The 24,829-nt window shown below is 36.9% G+C and carries 23 protein-coding genes; 8 read left to right on the forward strand and 15 right to left on the reverse strand.

Going from position 1 to position 24,829, the window contains the following annotated elements:
- The first annotated feature begins 88 nt into the window (after positions 1-88).
- From gltA to ACFIMU_RS00655, 6 genes are all read left to right on the forward strand, one after another.
- Positions 89-1,384 carry a citrate synthase gene (gltA, locus tag ACFIMU_RS00630; RefSeq protein WP_375609502.1) on the forward strand — a complete coding sequence of 432 codons (1,296 nt, stop codon included), beginning with the start codon at positions 89-91 and terminating at the stop codon, positions 1,382-1,384.
- 874 nt (positions 1,385-2,258) lie between these two features.
- The gene (locus ACFIMU_RS00635) at positions 2,259-3,011 is read left to right on the forward strand and encodes a transporter substrate-binding domain-containing protein (RefSeq protein WP_375615217.1); all 753 of its coding nucleotides are present in this window, start codon (positions 2,259-2,261) and stop codon (positions 3,009-3,011) included.
- A gap of 494 nt (positions 3,012-3,505) precedes the next feature.
- Positions 3,506-4,258 (forward strand): transporter substrate-binding domain-containing protein, encoded by a 753-nt coding sequence (locus tag ACFIMU_RS00640; protein WP_375608543.1) that lies wholly within the window; start codon positions 3,506-3,508, stop codon positions 4,256-4,258.
- 79 nt (positions 4,259-4,337) lie between these two features.
- On the forward strand, positions 4,338-5,057 hold the full coding sequence (locus tag ACFIMU_RS00645) for an ABC transporter permease (RefSeq protein ID WP_375607204.1): 720 nt from the start codon (positions 4,338-4,340) through the stop codon (positions 5,055-5,057).
- The gene (locus ACFIMU_RS00650) at positions 5,057-5,764 is read left to right on the forward strand and encodes an ABC transporter permease (RefSeq protein ID WP_375607205.1); all 708 of its coding nucleotides are present in this window, start codon (positions 5,057-5,059) and stop codon (positions 5,762-5,764) included. Before ACFIMU_RS00645 ends, ACFIMU_RS00650 begins: the two co-directional genes overlap by 1 nt.
- Before the next feature lie 79 nt (positions 5,765-5,843).
- Entirely contained in the window at positions 5,844-6,617 is a 774-nt protein-coding gene (locus ACFIMU_RS00655) for an amino acid ABC transporter ATP-binding protein (protein WP_375607206.1), read from the forward strand.
- 20 nt (positions 6,618-6,637) lie between these two features.
- Here ACFIMU_RS00655 and lpxB read toward each other — a convergent pair whose 3' ends face one another.
- The 13 genes from lpxB to ACFIMU_RS00720 form a co-directional block, all read right to left on the reverse strand.
- The gene (lpxB, locus tag ACFIMU_RS00660) at positions 6,638-7,834 is read right to left on the reverse strand and encodes a lipid-A-disaccharide synthase (RefSeq protein WP_375607207.1); all 1,197 of its coding nucleotides are present in this window, start codon (positions 7,832-7,834) and stop codon (positions 6,638-6,640) included.
- Entirely contained in the window at positions 7,827-8,699 is an 873-nt protein-coding gene (locus ACFIMU_RS00665; protein ID WP_375607208.1) for an LpxI family protein, read from the reverse strand. Before ACFIMU_RS00665 ends, lpxB begins: the two co-directional genes overlap by 8 nt.
- 2 nt (positions 8,700-8,701) lie before the next feature.
- The gene (gene lpxA / locus ACFIMU_RS00670) at positions 8,702-9,526 is read right to left on the reverse strand and encodes an acyl-ACP--UDP-N-acetylglucosamine O-acyltransferase (protein ID WP_375610638.1); all 825 of its coding nucleotides are present in this window, start codon (positions 9,524-9,526) and stop codon (positions 8,702-8,704) included.
- A 24-nt stretch (positions 9,527-9,550) separates the two neighbouring features.
- On the reverse strand, positions 9,551-10,018 hold the full coding sequence (gene fabZ / locus ACFIMU_RS00675) for a 3-hydroxyacyl-ACP dehydratase FabZ (protein ID WP_375607210.1): 468 nt from the start codon (positions 10,016-10,018) through the stop codon (positions 9,551-9,553).
- A gap of 1 nt (position 10,019) precedes the next feature.
- A complete protein-coding gene (gene lpxD, locus ACFIMU_RS00680) occupies positions 10,020-11,066 on the reverse strand; it encodes a UDP-3-O-(3-hydroxymyristoyl)glucosamine N-acyltransferase (RefSeq protein ID WP_375614674.1) in 1,047 nt (348 codons plus the stop codon).
- Positions 11,067-11,131: 65 nt separating this feature from the next.
- Entirely contained in the window at positions 11,132-13,528 is a 2,397-nt protein-coding gene (gene bamA, locus ACFIMU_RS00685) for an outer membrane protein assembly factor BamA (protein WP_375607212.1), read from the reverse strand.
- Positions 13,529-13,731: 203 nt separating this feature from the next.
- The gene (locus tag ACFIMU_RS00690; protein ID WP_375607213.1) at positions 13,732-14,880 is read right to left on the reverse strand and encodes an RIP metalloprotease; all 1,149 of its coding nucleotides are present in this window, start codon (positions 14,878-14,880) and stop codon (positions 13,732-13,734) included.
- A 15-nt stretch (positions 14,881-14,895) separates the two neighbouring features.
- Positions 14,896-15,711, reverse strand: coding sequence for a phosphatidate cytidylyltransferase (locus ACFIMU_RS00695; RefSeq protein ID WP_375607214.1), 816 nt, complete (start codon positions 15,709-15,711; stop codon positions 14,896-14,898).
- 732 nt (positions 15,712-16,443) lie between these two features.
- Positions 16,444-17,004 (reverse strand): ribosome recycling factor, encoded by a 561-nt coding sequence (frr, locus tag ACFIMU_RS00700; protein ID WP_273790667.1) that lies wholly within the window; start codon positions 17,002-17,004, stop codon positions 16,444-16,446.
- A 37-nt stretch (positions 17,005-17,041) separates the two neighbouring features.
- Entirely contained in the window at positions 17,042-17,761 is a 720-nt protein-coding gene (gene pyrH / locus ACFIMU_RS00705; RefSeq protein ID WP_375696737.1) for a UMP kinase, read from the reverse strand.
- Positions 17,762-17,918: 157 nt separating this feature from the next.
- Positions 17,919-18,842 carry a translation elongation factor Ts gene (gene tsf, locus ACFIMU_RS00710; protein ID WP_375607216.1) on the reverse strand — a complete coding sequence of 308 codons (924 nt, stop codon included), beginning with the start codon at positions 18,840-18,842 and terminating at the stop codon, positions 17,919-17,921.
- A 102-nt stretch (positions 18,843-18,944) separates the two neighbouring features.
- Entirely contained in the window at positions 18,945-19,724 is a 780-nt protein-coding gene (gene rpsB, locus ACFIMU_RS00715) for a 30S ribosomal protein S2 (protein ID WP_375607217.1), read from the reverse strand.
- 167 nt (positions 19,725-19,891) lie between these two features.
- On the reverse strand, positions 19,892-20,728 hold the full coding sequence (locus ACFIMU_RS00720; protein WP_375607218.1) for a cell envelope integrity EipB family protein: 837 nt from the start codon (positions 20,726-20,728) through the stop codon (positions 19,892-19,894).
- A 145-nt stretch (positions 20,729-20,873) separates the two neighbouring features.
- On the opposite strand from ACFIMU_RS00720, the gene ACFIMU_RS00725 reads away from it, so the two are divergent.
- Complete coding sequence (locus ACFIMU_RS00725) at positions 20,874-21,335, forward strand: RidA family protein (protein ID WP_375607219.1); 462 nt, start codon at positions 20,874-20,876, stop codon at positions 21,333-21,335.
- A 134-nt stretch (positions 21,336-21,469) separates the two neighbouring features.
- Positions 21,470-21,892 carry an HIT family protein gene (locus ACFIMU_RS00730; RefSeq protein ID WP_375607220.1) on the forward strand — a complete coding sequence of 141 codons (423 nt, stop codon included), beginning with the start codon at positions 21,470-21,472 and terminating at the stop codon, positions 21,890-21,892.
- Positions 21,893-21,899: 7 nt separating this feature from the next.
- On the opposite strand, the gene clpA is transcribed toward ACFIMU_RS00730, so the two are convergent.
- Together clpA and clpS are read right to left on the reverse strand one after the other, a co-directional pair.
- Positions 21,900-24,251, reverse strand: a complete 2,352-nt coding sequence (gene clpA / locus ACFIMU_RS00735; RefSeq protein WP_375695786.1) for an ATP-dependent Clp protease ATP-binding subunit ClpA — start codon at positions 24,249-24,251, stop codon at positions 21,900-21,902.
- Positions 24,252-24,257: 6 nt separating this feature from the next.
- Positions 24,258-24,629 (reverse strand): ATP-dependent Clp protease adapter ClpS, encoded by a 372-nt coding sequence (gene clpS / locus ACFIMU_RS00740; RefSeq protein ID WP_375607222.1) that lies wholly within the window; start codon positions 24,627-24,629, stop codon positions 24,258-24,260.
- Positions 24,630-24,829: the final 200 nt, after the last annotated feature.

Consider the following 24,829-nt stretch of genomic DNA (forward strand, 5'->3'; position numbering starts at 1 on the left):
TAAGAAAAGCTTCAGTTATTGTATATCTCCTACTCTGATGAAGCAGAGTCTTAATTTTTAGAAGCGAAGGATCTGAAAGGAATACCGAATGTCTGAGAATAACGCACATCTTATTGTGAATGATAAAAAAGTAGAACTTCCCCTGCGTAAAGGCACAAGTGGACCTGAAGTCATCGAAATTGCTTCTCTCTACAAAAAAACCGATATTTTTACTTATGATCCTGGTTTTACTTCAACAGCTTCTTGTGAATCAAAAATTACTTATATTGATGGTGATAAAGGCATATTGCTTTATCGTGGTTATCCTATCGACCAATTGGCTGAAAAAGGAGACTTTCTCGAAAGTTGTTATCTTCTCCTTTATGGTGAACTCCCAACACAGAAAGAAAAAAACGACTTTGATCGATGTATTATGCAACATACCATGGTCCACGAGCAGTTTTCACGTTTCTTCCACGGCTTCCGTCGTGACTCTCATCCCATGGCCGTCATGGTTGCCTGCCTTGGCGCTATGTCTGCGTTCTATCACGACTCTATTGATATTACAGATCCTCACCAGAGAATGATTGCTTCTGTACGTCTTATCTCAAAAGTTCCAACGCTTGCTGCTATGGCCTATAAATACAGTATCGGACAAGCCTTTGTTTATCCACGCAATGATCTTAGTTATGCTGCAAATTTCCTCCATATGTGTTTTGCTGTTCCTTGTGAAGAATATAAAATAAATCCAGTGCTTGCCCGAGCGATGGATCAAATCTTTATCCTTCATGCAGATCATGAACAAAATGCTTCTACATCTACAGTGCGTCTTGCTGGATCCTCAGGTGCTAATCCGTTTGCCTGTATTGCAGCAGGTGTTGCATGCCTTTGGGGACCAGCACATGGTGGTGCCAATGAAGCATGTCTAAAAATGCTACAAGAAATAGGTTCTATTAAAAGAATTCCTGAATTTATTGCACGTGCAAAAGATAAAAATGATCCTTTCCGCCTTATGGGCTTTGGGCATCGTGTCTATAAAAATTATGATCCACGTGCAAAAATCATGCAAAAAACTTGTCATGAAGTTTTAAAAGAACTCAACATTCAAGATGACCCGCTTCTTGATATTGCAATAGAGCTTGAAAAAATTGCTTTAAGTGATGAATATTTTATTGAGAAAAAGCTTTATCCCAATGTTGATTTTTATTCCGGCATTACATTAAAAGCTTTAGGTTTTCCAACCGAAATGTTTACTGTTCTTTTTGCATTAGCACGCAGTGTTGGGTGGGTGGCACAATGGAAAGAAATGATTGAAGACCCTGCCCAAAAAATTGGTCGTCCTCGACAACTTTACACAGGTTATGCTATGCGTGACTATGTTCCTATAGATGAACGTGTAAATTAAAGAGATAAATCAATCAATAAAGCTTCAGTTTACTGAGGCTTTATTGAAAGTGATCAAAAAGCATCCTTTAAGGATTTTTATAAAACCTCATTTTAAAGCTCTTTCTCGCCAGAGAACATCATTATAAAAATTTACGAAAAAATTCTAAATTTTGGCTCTGTCAATAAATTGATAATACTCTTTTGAAAATTAGCTACACATTTAGTAAAAAAAATTGAAAATTTTACCCTATAATTCTCATTATTTTCAATGAAGCGTATTTTCTATGATTCCCTCATATTTAAAACCTTTATTACATATTAAAACTTAGCAATGTCAGAATTTTTCTTTCTATCTTCTTCAAATACAGTAGATTAGAATGAAAATGAAATGCACTCTTAAAATTTGCTATGCAAAATGACTCTTTCTATAAGAATAGCTATAAAGATCAACTTATTATAATGATTATATCCTATACAGGCATTCATCTTAAACATCATCGGCTAAAATCAAACTTCTTAGAAGAAAATCTTCACAATTGTTAGAAAATAAATTTATTTTGACATTCTGCATTTCATATAAAAAGTGGAAATAATAATATTTTATCCTGTTAAGGACTAAAATTTTCTTTGTATTTAAATTAATAGTTTTTCTTTTAAAGATAATTTACTGATTTTTAAATAAAATTATTAAAATTCATTATATAAGCGATAAGAGGTTTACTTCTTTCCTGTATTTTCTATTCCCATGCTTGATAAAAATAAATTATTTTTTTGATAATAATATCCAGCATAATGAAAACAACTCAATTTTTTACATTGCTCCCAAAGAGCTTAAAGATTATAAAAATGCATAATGGTTTCATATTTGCCAGCTTATCTAATAGGAGAACATAATGAAATTATTAGTAGGAGCTCTTATAATAAGCGCAACACTGTTTACTCTAACGGCCAATTCTCAAACGCTGAAAATTGCAAGTGATGCTTCTTATCCGCCATTTAGTTATATTGACTCAAATAACGAACTTCAAGGGTTTGATATTGATATAGCTTATGCACTTTGTAAAAAAATGAATATTGAATGCACTATCGTCATGCAAGACTTCGAGGGAATGATTCCCGGACTTATTGCCAAAAAATACGATGCTATCGTTTCTTCCCTTTCTCCTACAAAAGAGCGCTTACAAAAAATTGATTTTACAGATCCTTACTACAATACAGTACTCGCTGTTATTGTTAGCAAAAATTCGGGAATTAAAGAGATCTCAACACAAAGCTTTAAAGGTAAAAATCTTGGTGTACAATCAAATACAACACAGGCTTCATATTCAGAAGACCATTATGCCTCTGGAGAAGTGAATATCAAACTTTATCCTACAGCAATAGAAGTTACTCGTGACCTTTTAAGCCATCGGCTTGATATAATCATCTTTGATAAATTAAAAGCATTAAATTGGCTTGAAAATGAAGGAAAGGATTGCTGCGAGCTTCTAGGAACTTTAGAAGAAACAAAATTTCCTATTGCAATTGCACTCCGTCAAAATAATACTGATCTTAAAAATAAGTTCAATAAAGCAATAGAAGAAATCCGCGCCGATGGAACCTATGATGAAATTATGAGAAAGTATTTTGCATTCGATATCGATTAAATATCACTATGAATTAAACTTGAAGCTTTATATTTTAAGGAATATTTTCAAACTCTTTGTTGAACATGCAAGTATGATTGAAAACCCAGTATTTTTATAAGAAAAATTTATATTTATAAAAAGTTAATTTTTAATTGTTTCTCGATATTTAAACCTTTCATGGAATCTAATAATAATTGAGATTGTATTTTTATTTTATAAAAATCTAATTTTTTCTTCATGTTCAAATTGAATAGCCTTATTTTGCAAGAAAATTTCTCGATTTTTATTTATGAGATAATGCAAAGCACTCATTTTATGAAAATTAAGCCATCATAAAAGCAATAAGATATTCATTTTCTTTAAATCAATAAAAAAGATAATTTTTTGATAATAATCTGCAACATAATGATCTAAAATAAACGCCGATAAATTTTTGCATTGCTCCCAAAAAGCTTACAGATTATAAAACGTGACGATTTCATATTTGCCCGCTTATCCAATAGGAGAATATCATGAAACTATTAGCTGGAGCTCTTATAATAAGCGCCGCGCTATTCGCCCAATTGGCTGATGCGAAAACATTAAAAATTGCGAGTGAAGGCACCTATCCTCCTTTTAGTTATATTGATTCAAATAACAAACTGCAGGGATTTGATATTGATATATCTTATGCACTTTGTAAAAAAATGAATGTTGAGTGTACTATTGTCACGCAAGATTTCGAGGGAATGATCCCCGGACTTATTGCAAAAAAATATGACGCTATTGTTGCTTCTCTCTCTCATACGCAAGAGCGTTTACAAAAAATTGACTTTACAGATCCTTACTATGACACAGCACTGGCTGTCATTGTTACTAAAGATTCAGGAATTAAGGAACTCTCAACACAAAGCTTTAGAGGTAAAAATCTTGGTGTGCAATCCAATACAACACAAGCTTTGTATGCGGAAGATCATTATGCCTCTAAAGAGGTAAAAATCAAACTCTATCCTTCCACAATAGAAATGAATCGTGACCTCTTAAATCATCGACTTGATATGATTATTGTTGATAAATTAGAAGCGTTAAATTGGCTTAAAAATGAAGGAAAAGATTGCTGTTTCCTCCTAGGAACTCTGGAAGAAACAAAGTTTCCTGTTGCAATTGCAATCCGTCAAAATAATAATGATCTTAAAAATAAGTTCAATGAAGCAATAAAAGAAATCCGTTTGGATGGAACTTATGAGAAAATTATGAGAAAATATTTTACAAATGATGTTTATTAAATATCAATGTGATATTTAAATGCAACCTACTGTCTATTTCTAAAAAACATTATCTAACTCTTTCATGAGGAACACAAGAATGATTGAAAATTTAGCATTGCTATCATTTAGCAATGGTGGATGGGGAGCGGTTATACTTTCCAGTGCAGGAATGACATTGTCATTGGCGTTGTGTTGTGGCCTTCTAGGGCTTCCCTTAGGTCTTCTCAATGCAGTAATGATTCGATCCAATATTAAGATAGCTAAAGCTCTAGCACGTCTCTTTTCAACGGTATTTCGTGGATTACCAGAGCTTTTAACTCTGTTTTTAGTTTACTATGGATTACAAAATCTTATTCAAAATGCCTTTGACTATTTTAATCTTGAAATCATGTTCAGCATCAATGCTTTTGTTGCTGGTGTCCTTGCACTCAGTCTGGTTTTTGCAGCTTTCTCTTGTGAAGTTTGGCTTGGAGCATTTAATATTTTTGATAAAGGTCAATATGAAGCTGCCAAAGCTTTAGGCCTTTCACGATCAACCACATTTTTTCGTATTGTCTTCCCTCAGCTCATCCGAAATGCCTTACCAGGACTTTCTAATAATTGGCTTACTTTACTGAAAGATACATCCCTCGTTTCAACTATCGCGCTTGTTGACCTCATGCGACAAACGAATTTAGCTGTCGCGGCAACCAATAAACCCATGCTATTTTATCTTGTAGCATGCTTACTCTATTTATTATTTTCAGCGTTTTTTTCTACAATATTACGCTATGTGGAAACATACACTCAAATAGGCTATAAAAAGGTGCTAGGTTAATGATTCCGGAGTGGCTTTATTTCCTTTTTAATCCTGATCTTTTAAGCCGTTATGGCCCCAAATTTGTTGATGGCTTTATTGTTACTGTTGAGCTTGTTTCTATTTCTTGTTCTCTTGGTTTTTTCCTTGGTATGCTTATCGCTTTTGCGCGTTTATCAAAGAATACGTTTTTACAATATTTCGCAAATGCTTATGTCTATTTTTTTCGCGGCTCTCCTTTGTTAGCCCAACTCTTCCTTTTTTATTATGGGCTTGGTTCAATGAACAATTTTTGGCAACAGGTTGGTCTATGGTGGTTTTTTCAAAACGCGTGGTATTGTTGTCTTTTTATTTTTACACTCAATTCTGCTGCCTATCAATCTGAGATCTTTAAAGGAAGTTTTTTATCCGTAACAACTGGGCAACGTGAAGCATCAAAAGCTTTAGGTTTAAGCAACTCTGTCACATTTTTTAAAGTTATTCTTCCACAAGCAATGATTATAGCATTACGCCCTCTAGGCAATGAGTTGATTTTAATGATTAAATCCAGTGCCATTGCCTCACTTATTACTGTTTATGATTTAATGGGGATTGCTAAACTCACTTATTCACGTACATTCGATTTTCAAGTTTACGTTTGGGCAGCCCTTATCTATCTTTTTATTGTTGAACTCATTCATCGTTTTATTGTTTTTATCGAACATCGCCTCACTCGATATTTACGATAAATAAATGATCATAAAAGAACTTTACCAAATCAAAATGTTGAATTAATAAATTCATTCATCAATGAAAGAATAAAACAAGATGAATTTGAAAAATAATCAATCGATCTCTCCCAATAAAAACCCTGTGATCTCCATTCGAAACCTCAATAAATGGTACGGAAACTTTCAGGTTCTACATGATATCAACTTTGATGTTCAAACTGGTGAACATATCGTTATTTGTGGCCCATCCGGATCTGGAAAATCAACGTTAATTCGTTGTATTAATCAATTAGAACAAGCACAAAAAGGTTCGATCCGTATCCATAACGTTGATATCCATACCGCCCCTGTACAACAGCAAAAAAATGTTCTCCGTAAGATAGGAATGGTCTTTCAGAACTTTAATTTATTCCCCCACATGAGCGTTATACAAAATTGTATTTTAGCCCCTATGACAGTTCAAGGTCTTTCCAAACAACAAGCAAAAGAACGAGCAATTCATTACTTAACGCATGTCGGTATTGAAAAACACTGTGAAAAATATCCTTTACAACTCTCTGGTGGGCAACAACAGCGTGTTGCGATTGCCCGTGCACTTTGTATGGAACCTGAAGTAATGCTTTTTGACGAACCAACCTCTGCTCTTGATCCAGAAAGTGTAGGAGAAGTTTTGCAAGTAATGGCTCAATTAGCAGATACAGGAATCACAATGCTTTGTGTTACTCATGAAATGGACTTCGCACGGAAAGTCTCAGAAAGAATACTCTTTCTAGAAAACGGAAAAATTGTTGAAGATACAGCATCTGAAAAATTTTTTACCAATCCTAAAAGCCAACGTGCTTGTGAATTTCTTGCTAAAATTAAATATTAATCATTAAAATATTGCTTTATTTATACAATTTTATTCCTACTTTTTAAAAGAGTGATAATTGTTTGTGCGCCAACAACCCCCGATGGTACTTCAGTTTTCATTTTCTGTTCTACCATCTCAAAGGAATCAAGTTGTGCCTGTCGCAATAAAGGATTAGCCAAAAGTTGTTCTACCTGTCTTGCTAACATGCCAGGACGGATTAATTCATTCAAATATTCCGAAACAATAGGCTTATCAGCAATAATATTCGGAAGAGCAGCGCTCCATAACATCATTTTAGGAAAAATAAATAATTTAGAAAAGAAATCAAGTTTATAGCAAAGAACCATAGGAACTTTTGCTAAGGCTAATTCAAGTGAAACAGTTCCATGTGCAGCAAGAGCAACATCTGCTTGTGCAAAAGCACGCCATTTTTCATCTTCACCAACTACAATTTCTATCTTGCTTTTCCAGCCCTGCACAAAGTCCCGGATTCTATCTACCAAATGAGGTAAGGTTGGTAAAATAATACGTAAATGAGGAATACGTTGTACAAGAATCTCTACTGTTTCTCGAAAAATAGGCATTAAAGAACGAATTTCTGAATTGCGCGATCCTGGCAAAATAACTAATGTAGGCGATAATGCTTGTGTATCGATCAAATTTCTTTGTTCTAATTGGCTTTTTTTTTCTGACTGAATTCTCAAAAGGGGAGGATATGTCAAAAGACGATGTCCAACATAAGTCGTGGCAGGGCCTCCCAAATCTTGCATAATCTTTTCTTCAAAAGGAAAAACCGCTAAAACATGATCAACAAATCCACACATAGCTTTTGCACGCTCTGGCCTCCATGCCCAAACGGTTGGTGCAATATATTTAATGATAGGAATAGAAGGCGCTAAAGCACGTACCTTTTTTGCAATACGATGCGTGAAATCAGGACTATCAATAATAATTAAACAATCAGGTTGTTCTTGTGCAATAAATTTGGATAAATTGCGAATGTGTAGCAACAACAACGGTAGTTTTTTCAACACCTCCTTTAAACCTATTAAAGCAATATCATGGGAATCAAAAAAGCTTTTTAAGCCTAATGCCTTTAAATGGCTCCCCCCAACACCAATCAAATGAATATTGCATCCTATCTGTTGTGATAAACAAGAAATTAGATCGGCCCCAAGTAAATCACCAGATTCCTCACCTGAAACCACTGCAATCTTTAAGAAACAATTATTCATGACCAAACTTCTCAAATGTCTCTATAAATAGAGAATATTTGTTGGCTTTTTCTATTGTTGTTTTCACTGATAATATTAGACTTCTATTTGCCTCCACCGCAACACCAGATAAACCACTCTTTGCAATATTCATTATTGTCGCGGGACCAATTGATGGCAAATCAACGCGATTATCCTGTTGTGGTTTTGCACATTTTACAAGAACACCACCCTTAGAGGGAATTTGCCCTCTTTCTCGCATTTCACAAACACGCCACAACATATTATCAGTTCCCTCAGCGCCCTCCAAAGCAACCACCCTTCCCTGAACAACAACAACGGCTTGTCCAATATCCAATTGACCTAAAAGTTTTGCTGCTTCTGCTGCTAAAAAAATATCTTTTTTCTCTTTTGGCGTAGCACGCCGTATTGTTAAATTAAATGCTATGGGAGCTAAAAGATCTGGTACTATTTCATGGGCACCGATAACACAAAAACCATACGCTTCAATAATCCGTATAAAAGCTTTTAATAACGCATCATCTCCCTTCCTCAAAGCTCCGATTAACTTAGGCAGAGCTAAAAATGTTGTCCAGTCCAGTCGCAATTGTTTAAGAAGTGGTCGCTTTTTCACACCACCTGCCAAAACAACATTATAAACTCCAACCTCTTTTAAGATTTTAACGAGTTGTGCTAACTCTACAATTGATAGCTCGCAATGCTCATAACGATAAAGAATAGAATCTGCTTCACCACGCAAAAGTACAAGAAAAGGATTTTGCCCATTCTTCTCAAGAACCTGCGCAACAGTAATCGGTAGAACACCATTTCCTGCTATAACGGCAGTACGGCCGGAAAGAAAATTTCTGGCACCGTAAATAGGCATTTTTAATCCTTATGTTCTTTTATTCTATTATCTTCAAATTTTGGTGTACAATAAAAACGCTTTCCTTCTTCTTTAATAAAATTAACAACTTCAGAAACAGACTGAGAAGAAGAATAAAAAGAAGCAACATCACTAACACGCTCTTTAAATGGTTTGCTATGATCAAAAAGCATCGCAACCGCATGACGTAGTGCGTGAATATCCTGACGCCCAAGGCCTGCACGCTTCATGCCAATAATATTAAGTCCGGCAAGTTTTGCCTGCACACCAACAGCTGTTCCATAAGGAATCAGATCACCAACTAGTGCAGATACACCGCCAATAAATGCATGATGTCCAACACGAACAAATTGATGAACAGCAGCTCCACCCCCGATAATCACATAATCACCAACAGTAACATGACCAGCAATCATTACGTTATTGGCAAATGTTACATGATTGCCTACATGACAATCGTGAGCGATATGCGCATAACAAAAAAATTGGCAATTATCACCAACAACTGTCATTCCTACACTCGAATCGGAACCCCTATGCATTGTTACACCTTCACGAATCGTACAATTCTTACCAATAAAAAGAGTCGTAGCCCCTCCTTTATGTTTATTATTTTGCGGTTCAGCTCCCAAAACTGCATGAGAAAATACTTTACTCTTAGCTCCTAAAGTCGTCTTTCCCATTATTACAACATGACTTGTCAAACTACATTCATCACCAATAACAGCCTCTGAACTAATATGGCAAAACGGCCCAACGCATACATTCTCACCAAGCTGCGCTCCCTTCTCCACAAGAGCAGTTGGATGGATTTTCGTACCGGACATTTTTAAATTCCTATCAAATATCGTTTATTCTTTTTCAACAATCATCGCAGCAATTTCTGCTTCAGCGACGCGGACATCTTCTACTTTTGCAACACATGAAAAACGTCTCATACCAGATCTTTTTTTCAAAAGCTGAACATGAATCTTGAGCTGATCACCAGGCATAACCGGCTTACGAAATTTCGCATTATCAACCGTCATAAGGTAAACTAAATTTGTTTGCTTATTGCCTAAATTTAAAAGTGCTATTGCTCCTGCCGTTTGTGCCATAGCTTCTAAAATCAAAACTCCAGGCATAACAGGCTTTGAGGGAAAATGTCCTGTAAAATGTGGCTCGTTAATCGTTATATTTTTAATACCAATCGCTTCTTGTTCACCATCAATATCAACGATACGATCAATTAATAAAAATGGATAACGGTGCGGTAATATTGATAATAGTTTTTCAATATCGACAGCCTCTAAGTTTTTAGTTTTTTCACTGCTGATCATATCAGCGTTTCTCCTTTTTAACTTTTCCCATACTGCGCAACGCCGCTACTTCACGAAACCATTGTTTAAATGGTCGCGCTGGACTACCTCCCCATTTTTCGCCATCCGGAATGTCATTCATAACACCACTACGAGCAGCAATCTGAACAGATTTACCTATTATGATGTGATCAGCTACTCCCACACTTCCACCAAGCTGAGACATATCCCCTATAGATGTACTTCCCGCAATGCCACATTGAGCGGCAATAAGACAATAGCGACCAATTTTTACATTGTGGGCAATTTGTACAAGATTATCAATCTTGCTTCCTTCACCAATAACAGTATCTTGAAATGTTCCACGATCAATTGTCGTGTTCGCACCAACTTCTACACCATCCTCAATAATAACGCGACCAAGCTGTGGAATTTTCTCGATTCCAGAAACGCCCCCAACATAACCAAAACCATCTTGCCCAATGCAAACACCAGGATAAAGCTGAACCTTATCACCTATTATAGAACACTGAACTGTTACCTTAGGAGCAATATAGCAGTCACATCCAATACGGCAATTTTCACCGATAACAGCTGTGGATGAGATAAGAGTTCCTGCACCAATCTCAACATTTTTACCAATAACAGCTCCCGCTTCAATACACACATCATGCGCCAACTTAGCCGTTGGATGAATATGCGCATGCGATGAAATCCCCTTCTTCCCCAACCAAGGTATTGGCTTAACAGAATCTGGAAACAAAATACGACCAATCTGAGCAAAGTCACGCTGTGGTGTGGATGTCACCAAAATTGCCATAGTTTCGGGAACTTTAAAAACAATCTCATTCGTACACAAAACAGCAACAGCAGAACTATCCAGCAAAGCATCAGAAAACTTCCGATGCTCTACAAAAACAAGCGAACCCTCCACAGCACTCTCAAGTGAAGAAAGAGTATTGATAACTTTATGAGAAAACTCTGGATTAAGAAGCTTTGCACCCGTCAACTCAGCAGCATTTGCAACTGTCAATCGTCGGGACGGCGTAAAAAAAAATGTATCCGCCATCAAAACACTTTCTCTCCCAGCTTAAGCTATTCTCTTCAAGTTTTTCCTTCTTAAAATCGCTCAAATCAGAACTTTGTAGAAATACCAAAGTTTAATTGCTGCACACGATCCCCCTCCTGCTTCATTATTGGCCAAGCATAATCAAAACGCAAAGGACCAAACGGAGAATCCCACATCAAACTCACACCTGCAGATGAGCGCCAAGCACTTTTGGTATTGGTAACAGGCGGCTCACCTTTAAAAACTGCCTTATAATTATTACCATAAAGCGTGGCAATATCCGCAAATAAAGCACCGCGCAACCCAAATCCTTCAGGCACAACAGGAATAGGAAACTGTACTTCAGCAGTCGCATTCATATATGTTGTTCCCCCTAAGAAATAAACTTCACCCTTATTGGAAACCTGACGTGGGCCTATCCCATTATATTTGAACCCTCTGATTATATCAGTATTCGCCTTAAACATATCGAAAATACGAACACCATCTCGACCCATTCCGTGGATATAACCACCCCCAAAGGAAAGCAAACCAACAATATCCTTCTGGTCAGAAAGAGTCTTGTACATCATCGCCTTACCCGTGGTCTTCAAGAACTTTGCACTCCCACCAAGCCCTGCATATTCCTGAAGCAGATGCACATACCACCCATCATGGGGGGATCTCATATCATCAATCGTATTATAGGTGAAACCATAACTAATTGATGAACGTTTCCAAGGGCTGTGTTTTGCAGCTTGAACAATCGCACCAGAATATTTCCCATATAATTCTATTATGTCACTCTCTTTGTCAAAATCATACTCTCCGCCAAAATCATATTCTTCCTGCACATAAGAATAAGCTACATTAGCAGATAATTGATTATTAATAGGTAACGAAAACCGCAGTGATCCACCTGTCTGCCGTACATCATAGGCTTTATCAGCACGATAAGTACTACGAAAAACATCAACGCCAGCAGATAAACGATACCCTAAGAAATAAGGATCAACAAATGATAAATTATAATTACGAGATTTTTCTTGCCCCGCACCTAATCCTAAACGAACATATTGACCACGTCCCCCAAGATTACGTTCAGTAACAGAAACTTCAAGTGACATACCAGGACTTGTTCCCCCCGTTGTATACCCCCCTGAAAGAGAGAGATCTCCTGTTGAGGCTTCAACGACATCTATCACCAAAACAACTTGGTCAGATTGCTCGGTAGGAACCATTGAAATATTAACGGCTTTGAAAAAACCTAAACTTTCTAGACGACGTTTTGCCCGCTGTAATAAAGTTTGATTGTAGGCATCTCCTTCATTCAAATCAATCTCACGACGAATGACATAATCACGCGTTTTCTCATTACCACGTATATCAATACGCTGAATATAAGCACGTGTACCCTGTTCAATATTATATAAAATTGAAATTGTATGATTTGCTAAATTACGATTTCCCCGCGGTTCAACTTTAGCAAAAGCATATCCCGAATCAGCAACTTTGTTATTAATAGTTGCAACAGACTGTTCAATATCTTCTGCACTATAAACATTACCTGGCTGGGTTTTAAGCATCCTTTTTACAGATTGAACGTCAATTCCATCAACATCACTTTCAACTTGAATATCACTAATTTTATAACGCGCCCCTTCATCAAGAACAAAAGAAATTTTATACGTATTGCTTGCTGCATCAAAAGTTGCTTTAGAAGAGACTACACGAAAATCTGCATAACCACGGTTATAATAAAAGCGACGTAAAGCTTCTTCATCAACAGCGAGGCGCTCTTCACTATAAACATCACCTCCCAACAACTTCGAAAAAATTCCTGAAGTTTTTGTTGAAATCACATCACGCAAACGGCGACTTCCAAAGACATTATTTCCCTTAAAAGTAATATCACCAATCTTTGTTTTTTTCCCTTCAACGACATTAAATACCACATTAACCCGCCCTTTTCCAAGGTTAATCGTTTGAACGTTAACAGTGATATTATTACGACCAAGAGTTTTATAAGCCTCACGAATTGTATTTATATCAGCAGAAAGCTTAGCAGAATTAAAAGGCTCATTCGGTTTTAAAGAAATAAACCGCTTAAGATCTGGGTCTTTAAAAGATTTATTTCCTTGAAACAATATTTGATTGACAACCTCATATTCTTTTACGAATACAACCAATTTATCACCCACCGGATTTATTTTAACATCATAAAATAAACCCAATTCGAAAAGGTTCTTCACAGCACTATCAACATCACCACTGGAAACACCTTGCCCAACCTTAATCCCCATATTGTCTCGAATCGCCTGAGAACTTACAAACTTATTCCCACGAACCTCAATAGAGCGGACTACAGACGCTTGTATTTCTCCGACCGCAGCAATTGACATAAAAACCGTTGCAGGGGCAATCATCCCCATCTTTAACACCAATACAGATGCTGCATTTAAAAACTTTGAATTCGTAGTCATTGGCTTTTTTACCTTACTCTCGTTCCTTGGACATGATGCCTTAAAAAGCTAACTGCCATAACAACCTTTTTACAGCGAGACTTTTCATTCCTTAATTACTCATTATAATGTACAACGCCACAACATTTTGTAGACATGGTAAACAACCTTCAATTTGTTTTTGCTATTATTACTTAATTTATAAAGCATTTTCCATAATTTAATTAGCTAAACCAACAAAAATAATCATTAAAAAAGACAAAGATCATAAAAAGGAGAAGAATGGAAAAACCTAAACGAAAAAAGATTCCCTGAATTTTAGCAGATATTTTCCTCCCAGTAATGACCTCAATGACATGCAATAAAAGATGCCCACCGTCAAGCGGTAGAATCGGAAAAAGGTTAATAAGCCCAACACTTATTGAAAGAAAAGCTGCCAAATTCAACAAAGAGATAAAACCTGTCTCGCTCACTTTCCAAGCAATTTTAACGGTTTTAGAAGGTCCACTTAGCCGACAATGATCCTCTTTGCCTCCTATTAAACGACTCATAAAAAGAACAGTTTGAGTGGCGATAAACACAGTACGATCTGAAGCTTTTCTTACAGCTGTTACAAAACCATAGCGAATATGTTTTATATAAGTTGGATCTAAATGTGCAGGATTATTTAAATCAACAGGAACACCTACACCTATCATAGCACTTCGTGTTCGATTACCAAATCCATCATCTCGCTCAACGACTTTTGGGGTAATCATCGTTGTAAAGACTCGCCCCATGCGTTCTATTTTAAACTCTATGGGTTCTCTTCCGTGAAAAGCTACATAATTCATCAAATCTTCAAAGCTTTCAACCCGTCGTCCATCCATTTCAACAAAACGATCACCTAATTCCAAACCGGATTGAAGAGCAGGGCTATCTTTTACCAATGAACCAACAACGGGCTCAATGGCTACACGACCATAGATAAAGAAAAAAAATGTTAGAATAACAACAGTAAAAAGAGCATTGAAAAAAGGACCGGCAAAAACAGTTGCTGCTTTTTTCCAAGCATGCGCACTAGCAAATGAACCATCAACAATCAGAGATGATTGGGATGATTCCGTATCGATTTTTTCCTCATCCCCAACAAATTTTACATAACCTCCTAAGGGGATAAGTGCTAAACGCCACTTCGTGCCATGCTTATCTGTATAACTCGCTATTTCTGGTCCAAATCCAAGCGAAAAAATTAACGCCTTAATACCACACAACCGACCAATGAGATAGTGCCCAAATTCGTGCACAAAAATGATAATCATAATGATGAAAAGAATACTCAAACTTCTTAAAAGAAAATCACCCATAGTGACGATATGATTTAAAAGCTCCAAACTATCTTCTCCCAATTAGATCATACTAAAAAGATTAAAAGGCGCATCCATATCAGACATAAATGAACCAATTAAATAAAGAAGAAAAGCTGCCCCTACCAATCCATCTATACGATCCATAAAACCACCATGTCCAGGCAATAAAGAACTAGAATCTTTAACAGAAAACCGTCTTTTGAGCCATGATTGCCCTAAATCACTCAATTGTGAAACAATTGACAAAACAAGTGTAAGGAGTGGCACAAAAAAACTGGCTAAATTTATATCAAAAAATCCAAAAGCAACCCATATACCACCGAAAACTCCGACAAATGTACCACCAAGTGCTCCTGACCATGTTTTATTAGGAGAAAATTGTGGTGCTAATTTAGGGCCCCCTAATGCACGTCCGATAAAATAACCACCAATATCTGTTCCCCACACTATCGTAAATAAGAAAATAACAACTTGGAACCCCAACAGTTCATGATCCCGTAGAAAGCATAAAGCAACAACAGGAAAAGAGGCATATAAAAAACCACAAAAAACCCAACCACTCTTTTTTATAGATATAATAGCTAACACTGTAGCTAAAACGATTAAAACACAAAAAATCAATGAAGCAGATACACTCAACACTAAAAAAAAGCCAAAGATTAAATAAAAGATACTTGCTAATATTTTTTGTAAAATACACCATTTCTCTTTAGTAATACTCATCCACTCATAAAGAACAAAACCGCCAATACACCATACAAATAAAAAAAAGAAATTTCCTCCCAACCATGTTAGATACAACGCAATAATGCCAAAAACAAAAGCTGTCAGAATACGATAAACCAAATTAGACAAAACAACATCCAAACAATAAAAATAGAAAATACAAGCTCTAAAATTAACGCAAGAAAAACTCCCCTACGCAGTATTTTTATCTCATACTTGTATAATTTCTCTTATAATTTATCATAAATAATTCAGTCTACTAAGATAGCGCTTATGAAACTAATAATCAATGAAAACAGCTTCAAAAATCTCCGTCAAAATTATAAAATATTTTTTTAATATTTTCTCAAATATAAAATAAAAAAGCAGTTACCTCTGCCCCATACAAATTAACTAATATAGGTTTCGTATAAAAACACTTTTCTATCAACTATTCGTCATTAAAAAACGAATTACGCCACATAACATCTGCTTGATCAATTATACTCACATGTTTTATAATGAGAAATAAGAGAAAGGTTAGGCTTGTTTTTTTCATTATATTCTTTCCCCAACCTTCATCTTAGAATATTTGAATAATTTCTAATAATGCTTTCATTATGCATTTTAACAAAGACGTGTTCAACTAAAAAACCGCACCATGCTGTTAAATAGTGTCTCCCACCAAAGGGCATGATTTACCACGCAGACTAAAAAATAAAAACATCTGCCCTTTCAAATCAGTCTCTCCCATATCAAAATGATAGAATACCTTCCTGCATAACACCTTGCTACCACAGAGCACACCACGCCCTACAATTATCCCTAGAAACAATTTACAGGCTGGGAATATAACATCCTTTTTCTAGCGACAAAATCGTCTTAAACGTGCATAATTTCAGATTCTTTTACGGCTAAAATTTTATCAATATCAGCAATAGTTTCATCTGTGAGTTTTTGAACTTTCTCAGACAAACTATGGGCTTCATCTTGTCCAATTTCACCATCTTTTTCTAACTTTTTCAAATTGTCCAGACCATCCCGACGAACATGACGTGTAGCAACACGCGCTTGCTCTGCATAGTGATGCGCAATTTTTACAAGTTCTTTACGGCGCTCTTCATTCAACTCAGGCAAAGGAATACGTAAATTCGTACCATCAGTTATGGGATTTAAACCAAGACCAGAATCGCGAATAGCGCGCTCTACAGCTCCGACCATCGTTTTATCCCATACAGAAACAGAAAGCATCCGAGGTTCAGGAACAGAAATATTAGCAACTTGATTTATATGCACAACAGAACCATAAGATTCAACGGTCAACGGTTCTAATAAACTGGCCGATGCACGTCCAGTCCGCAAACCACCTAATTCATGTTTAAAAGCCGTAATAGCACCATCCATGCGACGTTTCAGATCATCCATAATTGATGTAACATTCATATTTCTGTCTCCTTCAATTGTTCTTTGAAGCTTATCCTTATTCCGATACTATTGTAAAGCGTCCTGTTCCATTCAAAACCTTAGCCAAACCGCCTTTTTCATGAATGGAGTACACAATAATCGGTACATTGTTCTCACGTGCTAAAGTGACCGCCGTTGAATCCATAACAGATAATCCCCATTGCAAAACTTCAATATGTGTTAATTGGTCAAAACGCTTAGCCGTAGGGTCTATTTTTGGATCTGCTGAATAAATACCATCAACTTGTGTTCCTTTAAGAAGGACATCCGCACCAATTTCTGCTGCACGTAAAGTGGCAGCAGAATCAGTGGTAAAAAATGGATTTCCTGTACCCCCTGCAAAAATAACAACTTTTCCCTGATTCATATAAGCTATTGCTTTACGTTGCGAGAAACTTTCACAAATTTGTGGCATAGCAATCGCAGAGAGTACAACCGTTTCAACGCCTAATTTTGTCAATGATGTTCGCAATGCTAAAGAGTTAATAGCCGTTGCAAGCATTCCCATATGATCACCTGTCACTCGCTCTCCACCATGCGAAGCAACAGCAACGCCACGAAAAATATTTCCCCCACCTATCACAACCGCAACCTCTATCCCCATTGCGCGCACTTCTGCAATATCAGCGGCAATACGGTCTACAACAGAAACATCAATGCCAAAATTCTGCCCTCCCATAAGAGCTTCACCAGAAGCCTTTAAAAGAATACGTTTATACGGAAGTGCTAATGCCATTAATAATCTCCCCAAAAGCCCATTTACTTTTTGCTTTTGACATCACGAAGGGCACCACTTTTTTCACGTGACGCCCTCTCAACAATTACACTGTTCCCCTCAGAGATTCTACAATCAATGATATGACTTTAAATCTCTGATCAAGAGTTTGCAATAACTAGCCTTTTACAGCAGCAGCAACCTCTGCAGCAAAATCAGACTCCTCTTTTTCTACACCTTCACCTAGTGCAAAACGAATAAAGCCTGTGATTTTTGCTGGTGCACCAATTGATTTCTCAGCGTCCTTTAAAGCTGCCTCAACAGTCATATCAGGATTCATAACAAAAGCCTGTGAAAGCAAAACAACCTCTTCAAAAAATTTACGCATACGCCCTTCTACCATTTTTTCAATGATATTTTCAGGCTTTCCAGACTGACGTGCTTGATCTGAAAAAATTGCTTTTTCACGTTCAACAGCAGAAGCATCAACACCTTGTGCTGTAAGTGCTAATGGATTGGTTGCCGCAATATGCATCGCGACCTGCCGACCAAAAGCAAGAGCAGCCTCTTTATTTCCTGTTGTTTCAATCGCAACCAAAACACCAAGTTTTCCAAGCCCATCAGCCACACTATTGTGTATATAAGTCGCAACAACACCATTCTCAACAGACAATTTAGCGGAACGACGAAATGTCATATTTTCGCCAATTGTGCCAATTGCATCTTTAATTGTAAGCTCTACAGTCTTCTCAGAACCTGGATAAAGAGAAACAGAAACAGATTCAACATCCCCTGACGTATCTAAGGCAGCAGTTGCTACTTTACGCACGATGTCTTGGAATCCATCATTGCGTGCAACAAAATCTGTTTCAGAATTAATCTCAACCAAAACTGCATGTGAATCTTTTGATACGACTCCGATTAATCCCTCAGCTGCTGTACGACCAGCCTTTTTATCTGCTTTAGCTATTCCTTTTTTACGAAGCCAATCAACAGCAGCTTCCATATCACCATTGGTCTCTGCTAGGGCGGCTTTACAGTCCATCATACCAGCGCCAGATAGTTCTCGAAGTTCTTTTACTTGTGCAGCAGTAATGCTCATATTTGCCTCTTTATTTTGTAACAGTGAAAGCGTGCAAAATCCCTCTGCACGCCTATAACTTCTTCTTTAGACAATAAAAGTACCTTAATTAGGCATTTTATATTATTCAGAAACCTCTGAAACTGCATTTTCTTCCAAAATAGGCTCCATAGGTGCATCAACTTGAGCTCCTAAATCGATACCCATTGCTCCTTGCTGGCGTGCAATACCATCAAGAGCAGCACGGGCAAAAAGATCGCAATAAAGAGAAATTGCACGTGAAGCATCGTCATTACCTGGTATTGGATGTGTCACGTCATCGGGATCACAATTGGTATCAATAATAGCAATTACAGGAATACCCAAACGCTTTGCTTCTTGGAGTGCAATATTTTCTTTATTTGTATCGATAACAAATATAAGATCTGGAACAGAACCCATATCTTTAATACCACCAAGCGCACGATTAAGCTTTTCACGATCACGTTCGAGATTTAAACGTTCTTTTTTGGTAAAGCCTTGTGCTTCAGCGGCAAGAATTTTGTCAAGCTTACGCAAACGATGTATTGAATTGGAAATCGTTTTCCAATTTGTGAGCATGCCACCAAGCCAACGCGCATTAACGTAATATTGGGCAGAACGATTGGCCGCATCAGCGATAATGTCAGATGCTTGTCGTTTCGTACCAACAAAGAGAATACGACCACCACGCGCTACAGTATCTGAAACAAGTTTAAGTGCTTGATGTAAAAGTGGAACGGTCTGAGCAAGGTCAATAATATGGATATTATTACGCTGACCATAAATATAGGGAGTCATTTTGGGATTCCAGCGATGAGTCTGGTGACCAAAATGCACACCGGCTTCTAAAAGCTGGTGCATAGTAAAATCGGGTAGTGCCATAAATCTTATCCTTTCCGGTTCAACCTCCGCGGAAAAAGCAGGAAGACCTGCTACCGGCGGATGCTTGCTAGAAGTTTCTCAGAGATCATTTGCAAACACCCAGACTCCGCGTGTGGAATAGCGCAAACATACTAATATTTGATTCTTTTTCAAGTTATTTTCTTTAATCATTTAATATTTGCATTTTCACATTGATTAAGATCTTTTCCAAGTTCCAAGAATTCGAGACTGTTCAATTTTGCACGCACTGAAAAAGTTCCATAATCTATATGAAGATCTCGCATGACACCATTCTCATGTAAGAGAAAACTGCTACGATAAACCGGCAAACCATCTTTATTTTCTCCATCATCAAAATAAGAAATTGTAACAGGCCAATATTCTTCTTCATCCAATTTTCTTACTTTTTCCGTTTCGCTATCAGATAAAAGCGTTTTCTTTTCCCCTATGACGATACTTTCTTTTATAACTTTATCTGCTTTATTTGTCCCATCAAATACAGTAACATTGTAAAAATGATCTCCTGCTTTTGCATGGCGGATAATATTTTTTAGTTGCATCATTGGAAATTCAGCCATTGCAAGCTTATACTCTTTTCCCTTTGGCTTTTTTAAGGTAACTGTAATACCATCTTGCGTACGCTCCGCAACCCCCTCGGCACGATGCACAACCTCTTCTCCCTCTTGATCTGTAATATTAAAACGAAATGTACGGCTGTCTCCTGTTTCATAACTCGTCGTCTGTTGATCCGTCAAACGTACTGGCATATCTTCAATGTGAACACGGCTAATGAAACGAAAACGTGTGCTATAGCCCTGGCATGCCGAACCAGTGAGCTCGTAAACCATTCGTCCTGACATCGCAGAAATTGTCATTTCATGAGAAACACTATCGAGATGAAAATCATAAATTGCTCGATGAGGCACAATAAAAATGGGCTCTTCAGCTCTCGCAGTACATAAAAAAACAATATATAAAATTATTATAAATAATGATCTAATCATTCCCAACTTCCGAACTTTATCCCCGTTGCATAACATCATACAATAAGGCAAAAAAGGCTAATTTCTCAATTAACCACACATTTTCTTAAATCAAAAAATAGATTATGCAATGAATATATTATAAAGCAGCTATGGAGTTAAAATTATGACCAATATGATTGAAAAAAACTTAGAAAAATTCGGAATCACTCTTCCTGAAGTAATCTCCCCCCTTGCCAATTACATCACCACTTCACAAAGTGGCAATCAACTCTTTATTTCTGGACAACTCCCTCTTATTAATGGAAAACCTATAGCTATCGGTAAAGTTGGTGCAACTGTGAATACCGAACAAGCCCAAAAAGCATCTGAAGCTTGCGCTCTCAATATTCTCGCGCAACTCAAGGCAACTCTGGGTGACTTAAATAAAATAAAACGTGTGGTCAAAATTACTGTTTTTGTGGCTGTAGATTCTCATTTTACCGATATTCCTTTTGTTGCCAATGGAGCTTCTAATTTATTCGTCAATATCCTTGGTGAAATTGGAAAACACGCCCGTTCTGCTATTGGTGTTGCCTCTCTTCCTATGGATGTTCCTGTAGAAGTTGAAGCCATCATAGAAATCTAAACCTTCATTAAGACAGTGCATTATCCTAAATATAACTGAAGTCAAAGTACTTCTTTGTCTTACACTCTGATAAACCTTGCATTTTTTCGTTTTTAAATTAGAATCTTAAACTTACGATAAAAGGAAATATTTGTATGAAACAAGCTTATGACAATAATAATATTTTTGCTAAATTGATTCGCAATGAAATCCCTTCTGTTCGTGTCTACGAAGATGATGATGTTATTGGATTTATGGATATCATGCCACAGGCACCAGGTCATACGCTGGTCATTCCTAAAAAAGGCTCTAGAAACTTACTTGATGCAGATCCTGAAACATTATTTCCTGTTATTAAAGCTGTTCAAAAAATTGCAAATGCTGTCAAAAAAGCCTTTCAAGCAGATGGCATAACTGTCATGCAATTTAATGAAGCAGCTAGTCAACAAACCGTCTATCACCTTCATTTTCATATTATACCACGTATGGAGGGAATAGAGCTTACCCCTCATAATGATATGGTAACGCCTCCAGAAATACTTGAAGAGAATGCAAAAAAAATCCGTGCAGCTTTATAACACACTCTTAAGTTGTTGTGCTTTTTTTTCCTAAACGTTTTTTTGTAAAGTTTTCCATTTTACTTTTCTTTGAACTTACAGATATATCGGAAGATGAAATTTCTAACTGTAAGCTTTCTTTTTTACCATTTGATTTTTGTGTCAATACGCGAACGGTACCACCATTGCGTAACTTTCCAAATAAAATTTCATCAGCTAATGGCTTTTTAATATATTCTTGTATAACACGCCCTAATGGGCGTGCTCCCATCTGAGAATCATATCCTTTATTAGAAAGCCATAAAGTTGCAGAAGGGCTTAATTCAAAACAAATTCCCCGATCAGCTAATTGTGCTTCAAGCTGAAAAATAAATTTTTGCACTATCTGATTGATGATTAAATGAGATAAAGGTGCAAACGGAATAATTGCATCTAACCGATTACGAAATTCTGGTGTAAAGAGTCGATTGATTGCTTCTATATCCTCACCATCACGATGTACTTTCCCAAATCCAATAGCTGATTTTGCCATATCTGAAGCACCAGCATTGGTTGTCATAATCAAAATAACATTGCGGAAATCAATTTTCTTACCATTATGGTCTGTTAATCTACCATAATCCATTACCTGCAATAAAATATTAAATAACTCTGGATGCGCTTTCTCAATCTCATCTAGCAATAGAACTGCGTGAGGTTTCTGATCAACGGCATCTGTAAGGAGACCTCCTTGATCAAACCCTATATAACCTGGAGGTGCTCCGATTAAACGTGCTATCGTATGCCGTTCCATATATTCTGACATATCAAAACGCAATAATTCAATGCCTAAAGATGATGCAAGCTGTTTTGCAACTTCAGTTTTTCCTACACCTGTTGGTCCTGAAAATAAATAACTCCCTATTGGTTTATCCGGTTCGCGTAAACCTGCTCGCGCCAATTTTATGGATGAAACTAAGACGGAAATTGCCTGATCTTGACCATAAACAACATGTTTGAGTTCTCTTTCAAGCTTACTCAGTATCTTCTGATCATTCCGGGAAATTGTTTTTGGTGGAATTCTTGCAATTGTAGCAACAGTCGCTTCAATTTCTTTAACACCTATACTCTTCTTGCGTTGTTTTTGTGGCAAAAGCTTTTGCGCTGCTCCACTTTCATCAATAATATCAATTGCTTTGTCAGGTAACCTACGGTCAATTATATAACGTGAAGATAATTCTACAGATGCCTTCATCGCCTGATCTGTATATTTAATCTGATGAAAATCTTCAAAATAAGGCTTCATCCCCTGCAAAATCTTAATCGCATCTGTAACAGAAGGTTCATTAATATCAATCTTCTGAAAACGACGCTCTAAAGCACGATCTTGTTCAAAGAATTTGCGATATTCTCTGTAAGTCGTCGAACCAATACATCGCATAGTTCCAGAAGATAATACAGGTTTCAAAAGATTTGCTGCATCCATATTTCCCCCTAATGTCGCTCCTGCTCCAATTAAGGTATGAATTTCATCAATAAATAAAATAGCATCTGGATATAGCTCAAACTCTTTAATAACTTGCTTTAAGCGTTCTTCAAAATCACCGCGATAACGTGTACCTGCAACAAGTCCCCCCATATCAAGAGAAAATATTGTTGCATTTGATAAAACTTCAGGCACTTGCCCATCAACAATGCGCTTTGCCAATCCCTCAATTATAGCGGTTTTCCCCACTCCAGGATCACCAACCAAAAGCGGATTATTTTTTGACCTTCGACATAAAACCTGAATCATGCGTGAAATTTCTATTTCACGGCCAATTAATAAATCAATTTTTCCATTACGTGCTTTACAATTGAGATCAACACAATAATTCGTTAAAGCACTTGTTCCTCTTTCACCATTATCCGAAATCTGCTGATCTAATTGCTCTTCAAGTCCTTCAAGTAACATGGATAACCCATCATCACGCGTGACACCCTGTGAAATAAAACGTACAGCATCATAGCGTGTCATTCCCATCTCTTGAAGAAAATATGCTGCATGGCTTTCACGTTCAGAAAAAATTGCAACAAGAACATTTGCCCCCGATACTTCATCTTTTCCAGCCGATTGTGCATGAATCACCGCACGTTGGATAACACGCTGGAAAAAAGCTGTAGGCTTTGTATCCTCATCAGCTCTAATCTGTTCATCTAACTCTGAGCGAAGATAATTGGTTAAGCGCTCTCGCAATTCCTCCACATCTACTTGGCAAGCCTGAATAACGGAATTTGCATCGGCATCATCTAACAGCGCAAGTAGAAGATGCTCTAGTGTTGCATATTCATGGCGTGCTTGAGTAGCAATTGTTAATGCACGATGCAAAACCTCTTCAAGACTAGGTGTAAAAGATGGCATAGCTCCTCACTTCCATTCCATTACACATTGTAACGGATGTTCATTTTGACGCGCACATTCCCTCACTTGTAATATTTTCATTTCAGCGACTTCATAAGTATAAGTCCCACATTCTCCTATCCCATTGTGATGAACATTTAACATTATCCGCGTTGCCTCTTCGAAACTTTTTTTAAAAAAGTTCTTCAAAACGAAAACAACAAAATCCATAGGTGTGTAATCATCATTAAGCAAAAAAACGCGACATAATTTAGGTTTTTCAAGTTTTTCTCTAGCCTTAGGCATTATAACCGCACCATGCCTACCTTCATCCCAATTCTTGCCCTTTTCATTATGCATAATACGAGCTATAGAGTTTATTATGAGCATCTGTCCCATTATCGTTTTCCATGCAGCACATTTTTATTAATTTTAAATTCTTTCATAACTATTGCAATACCTGTTTGTATTAGAAAAAAAATTTCCTCTATGGTTAGACTTCAATCGCTCACTCATAAAATAACTTCTGTAAACAAATTAGTAATACCATTCGTCTAAACTGCATCAATAAATTACAGAAAAGGAAGCTTTATAGAAGT

Origin of the sequence: Bartonella sp. AC70YNML, assembly GCF_042196545.1 — a bacterium.
GTDB lineage: Bacteria > Pseudomonadota > Alphaproteobacteria > Rhizobiales > Rhizobiaceae > Bartonella.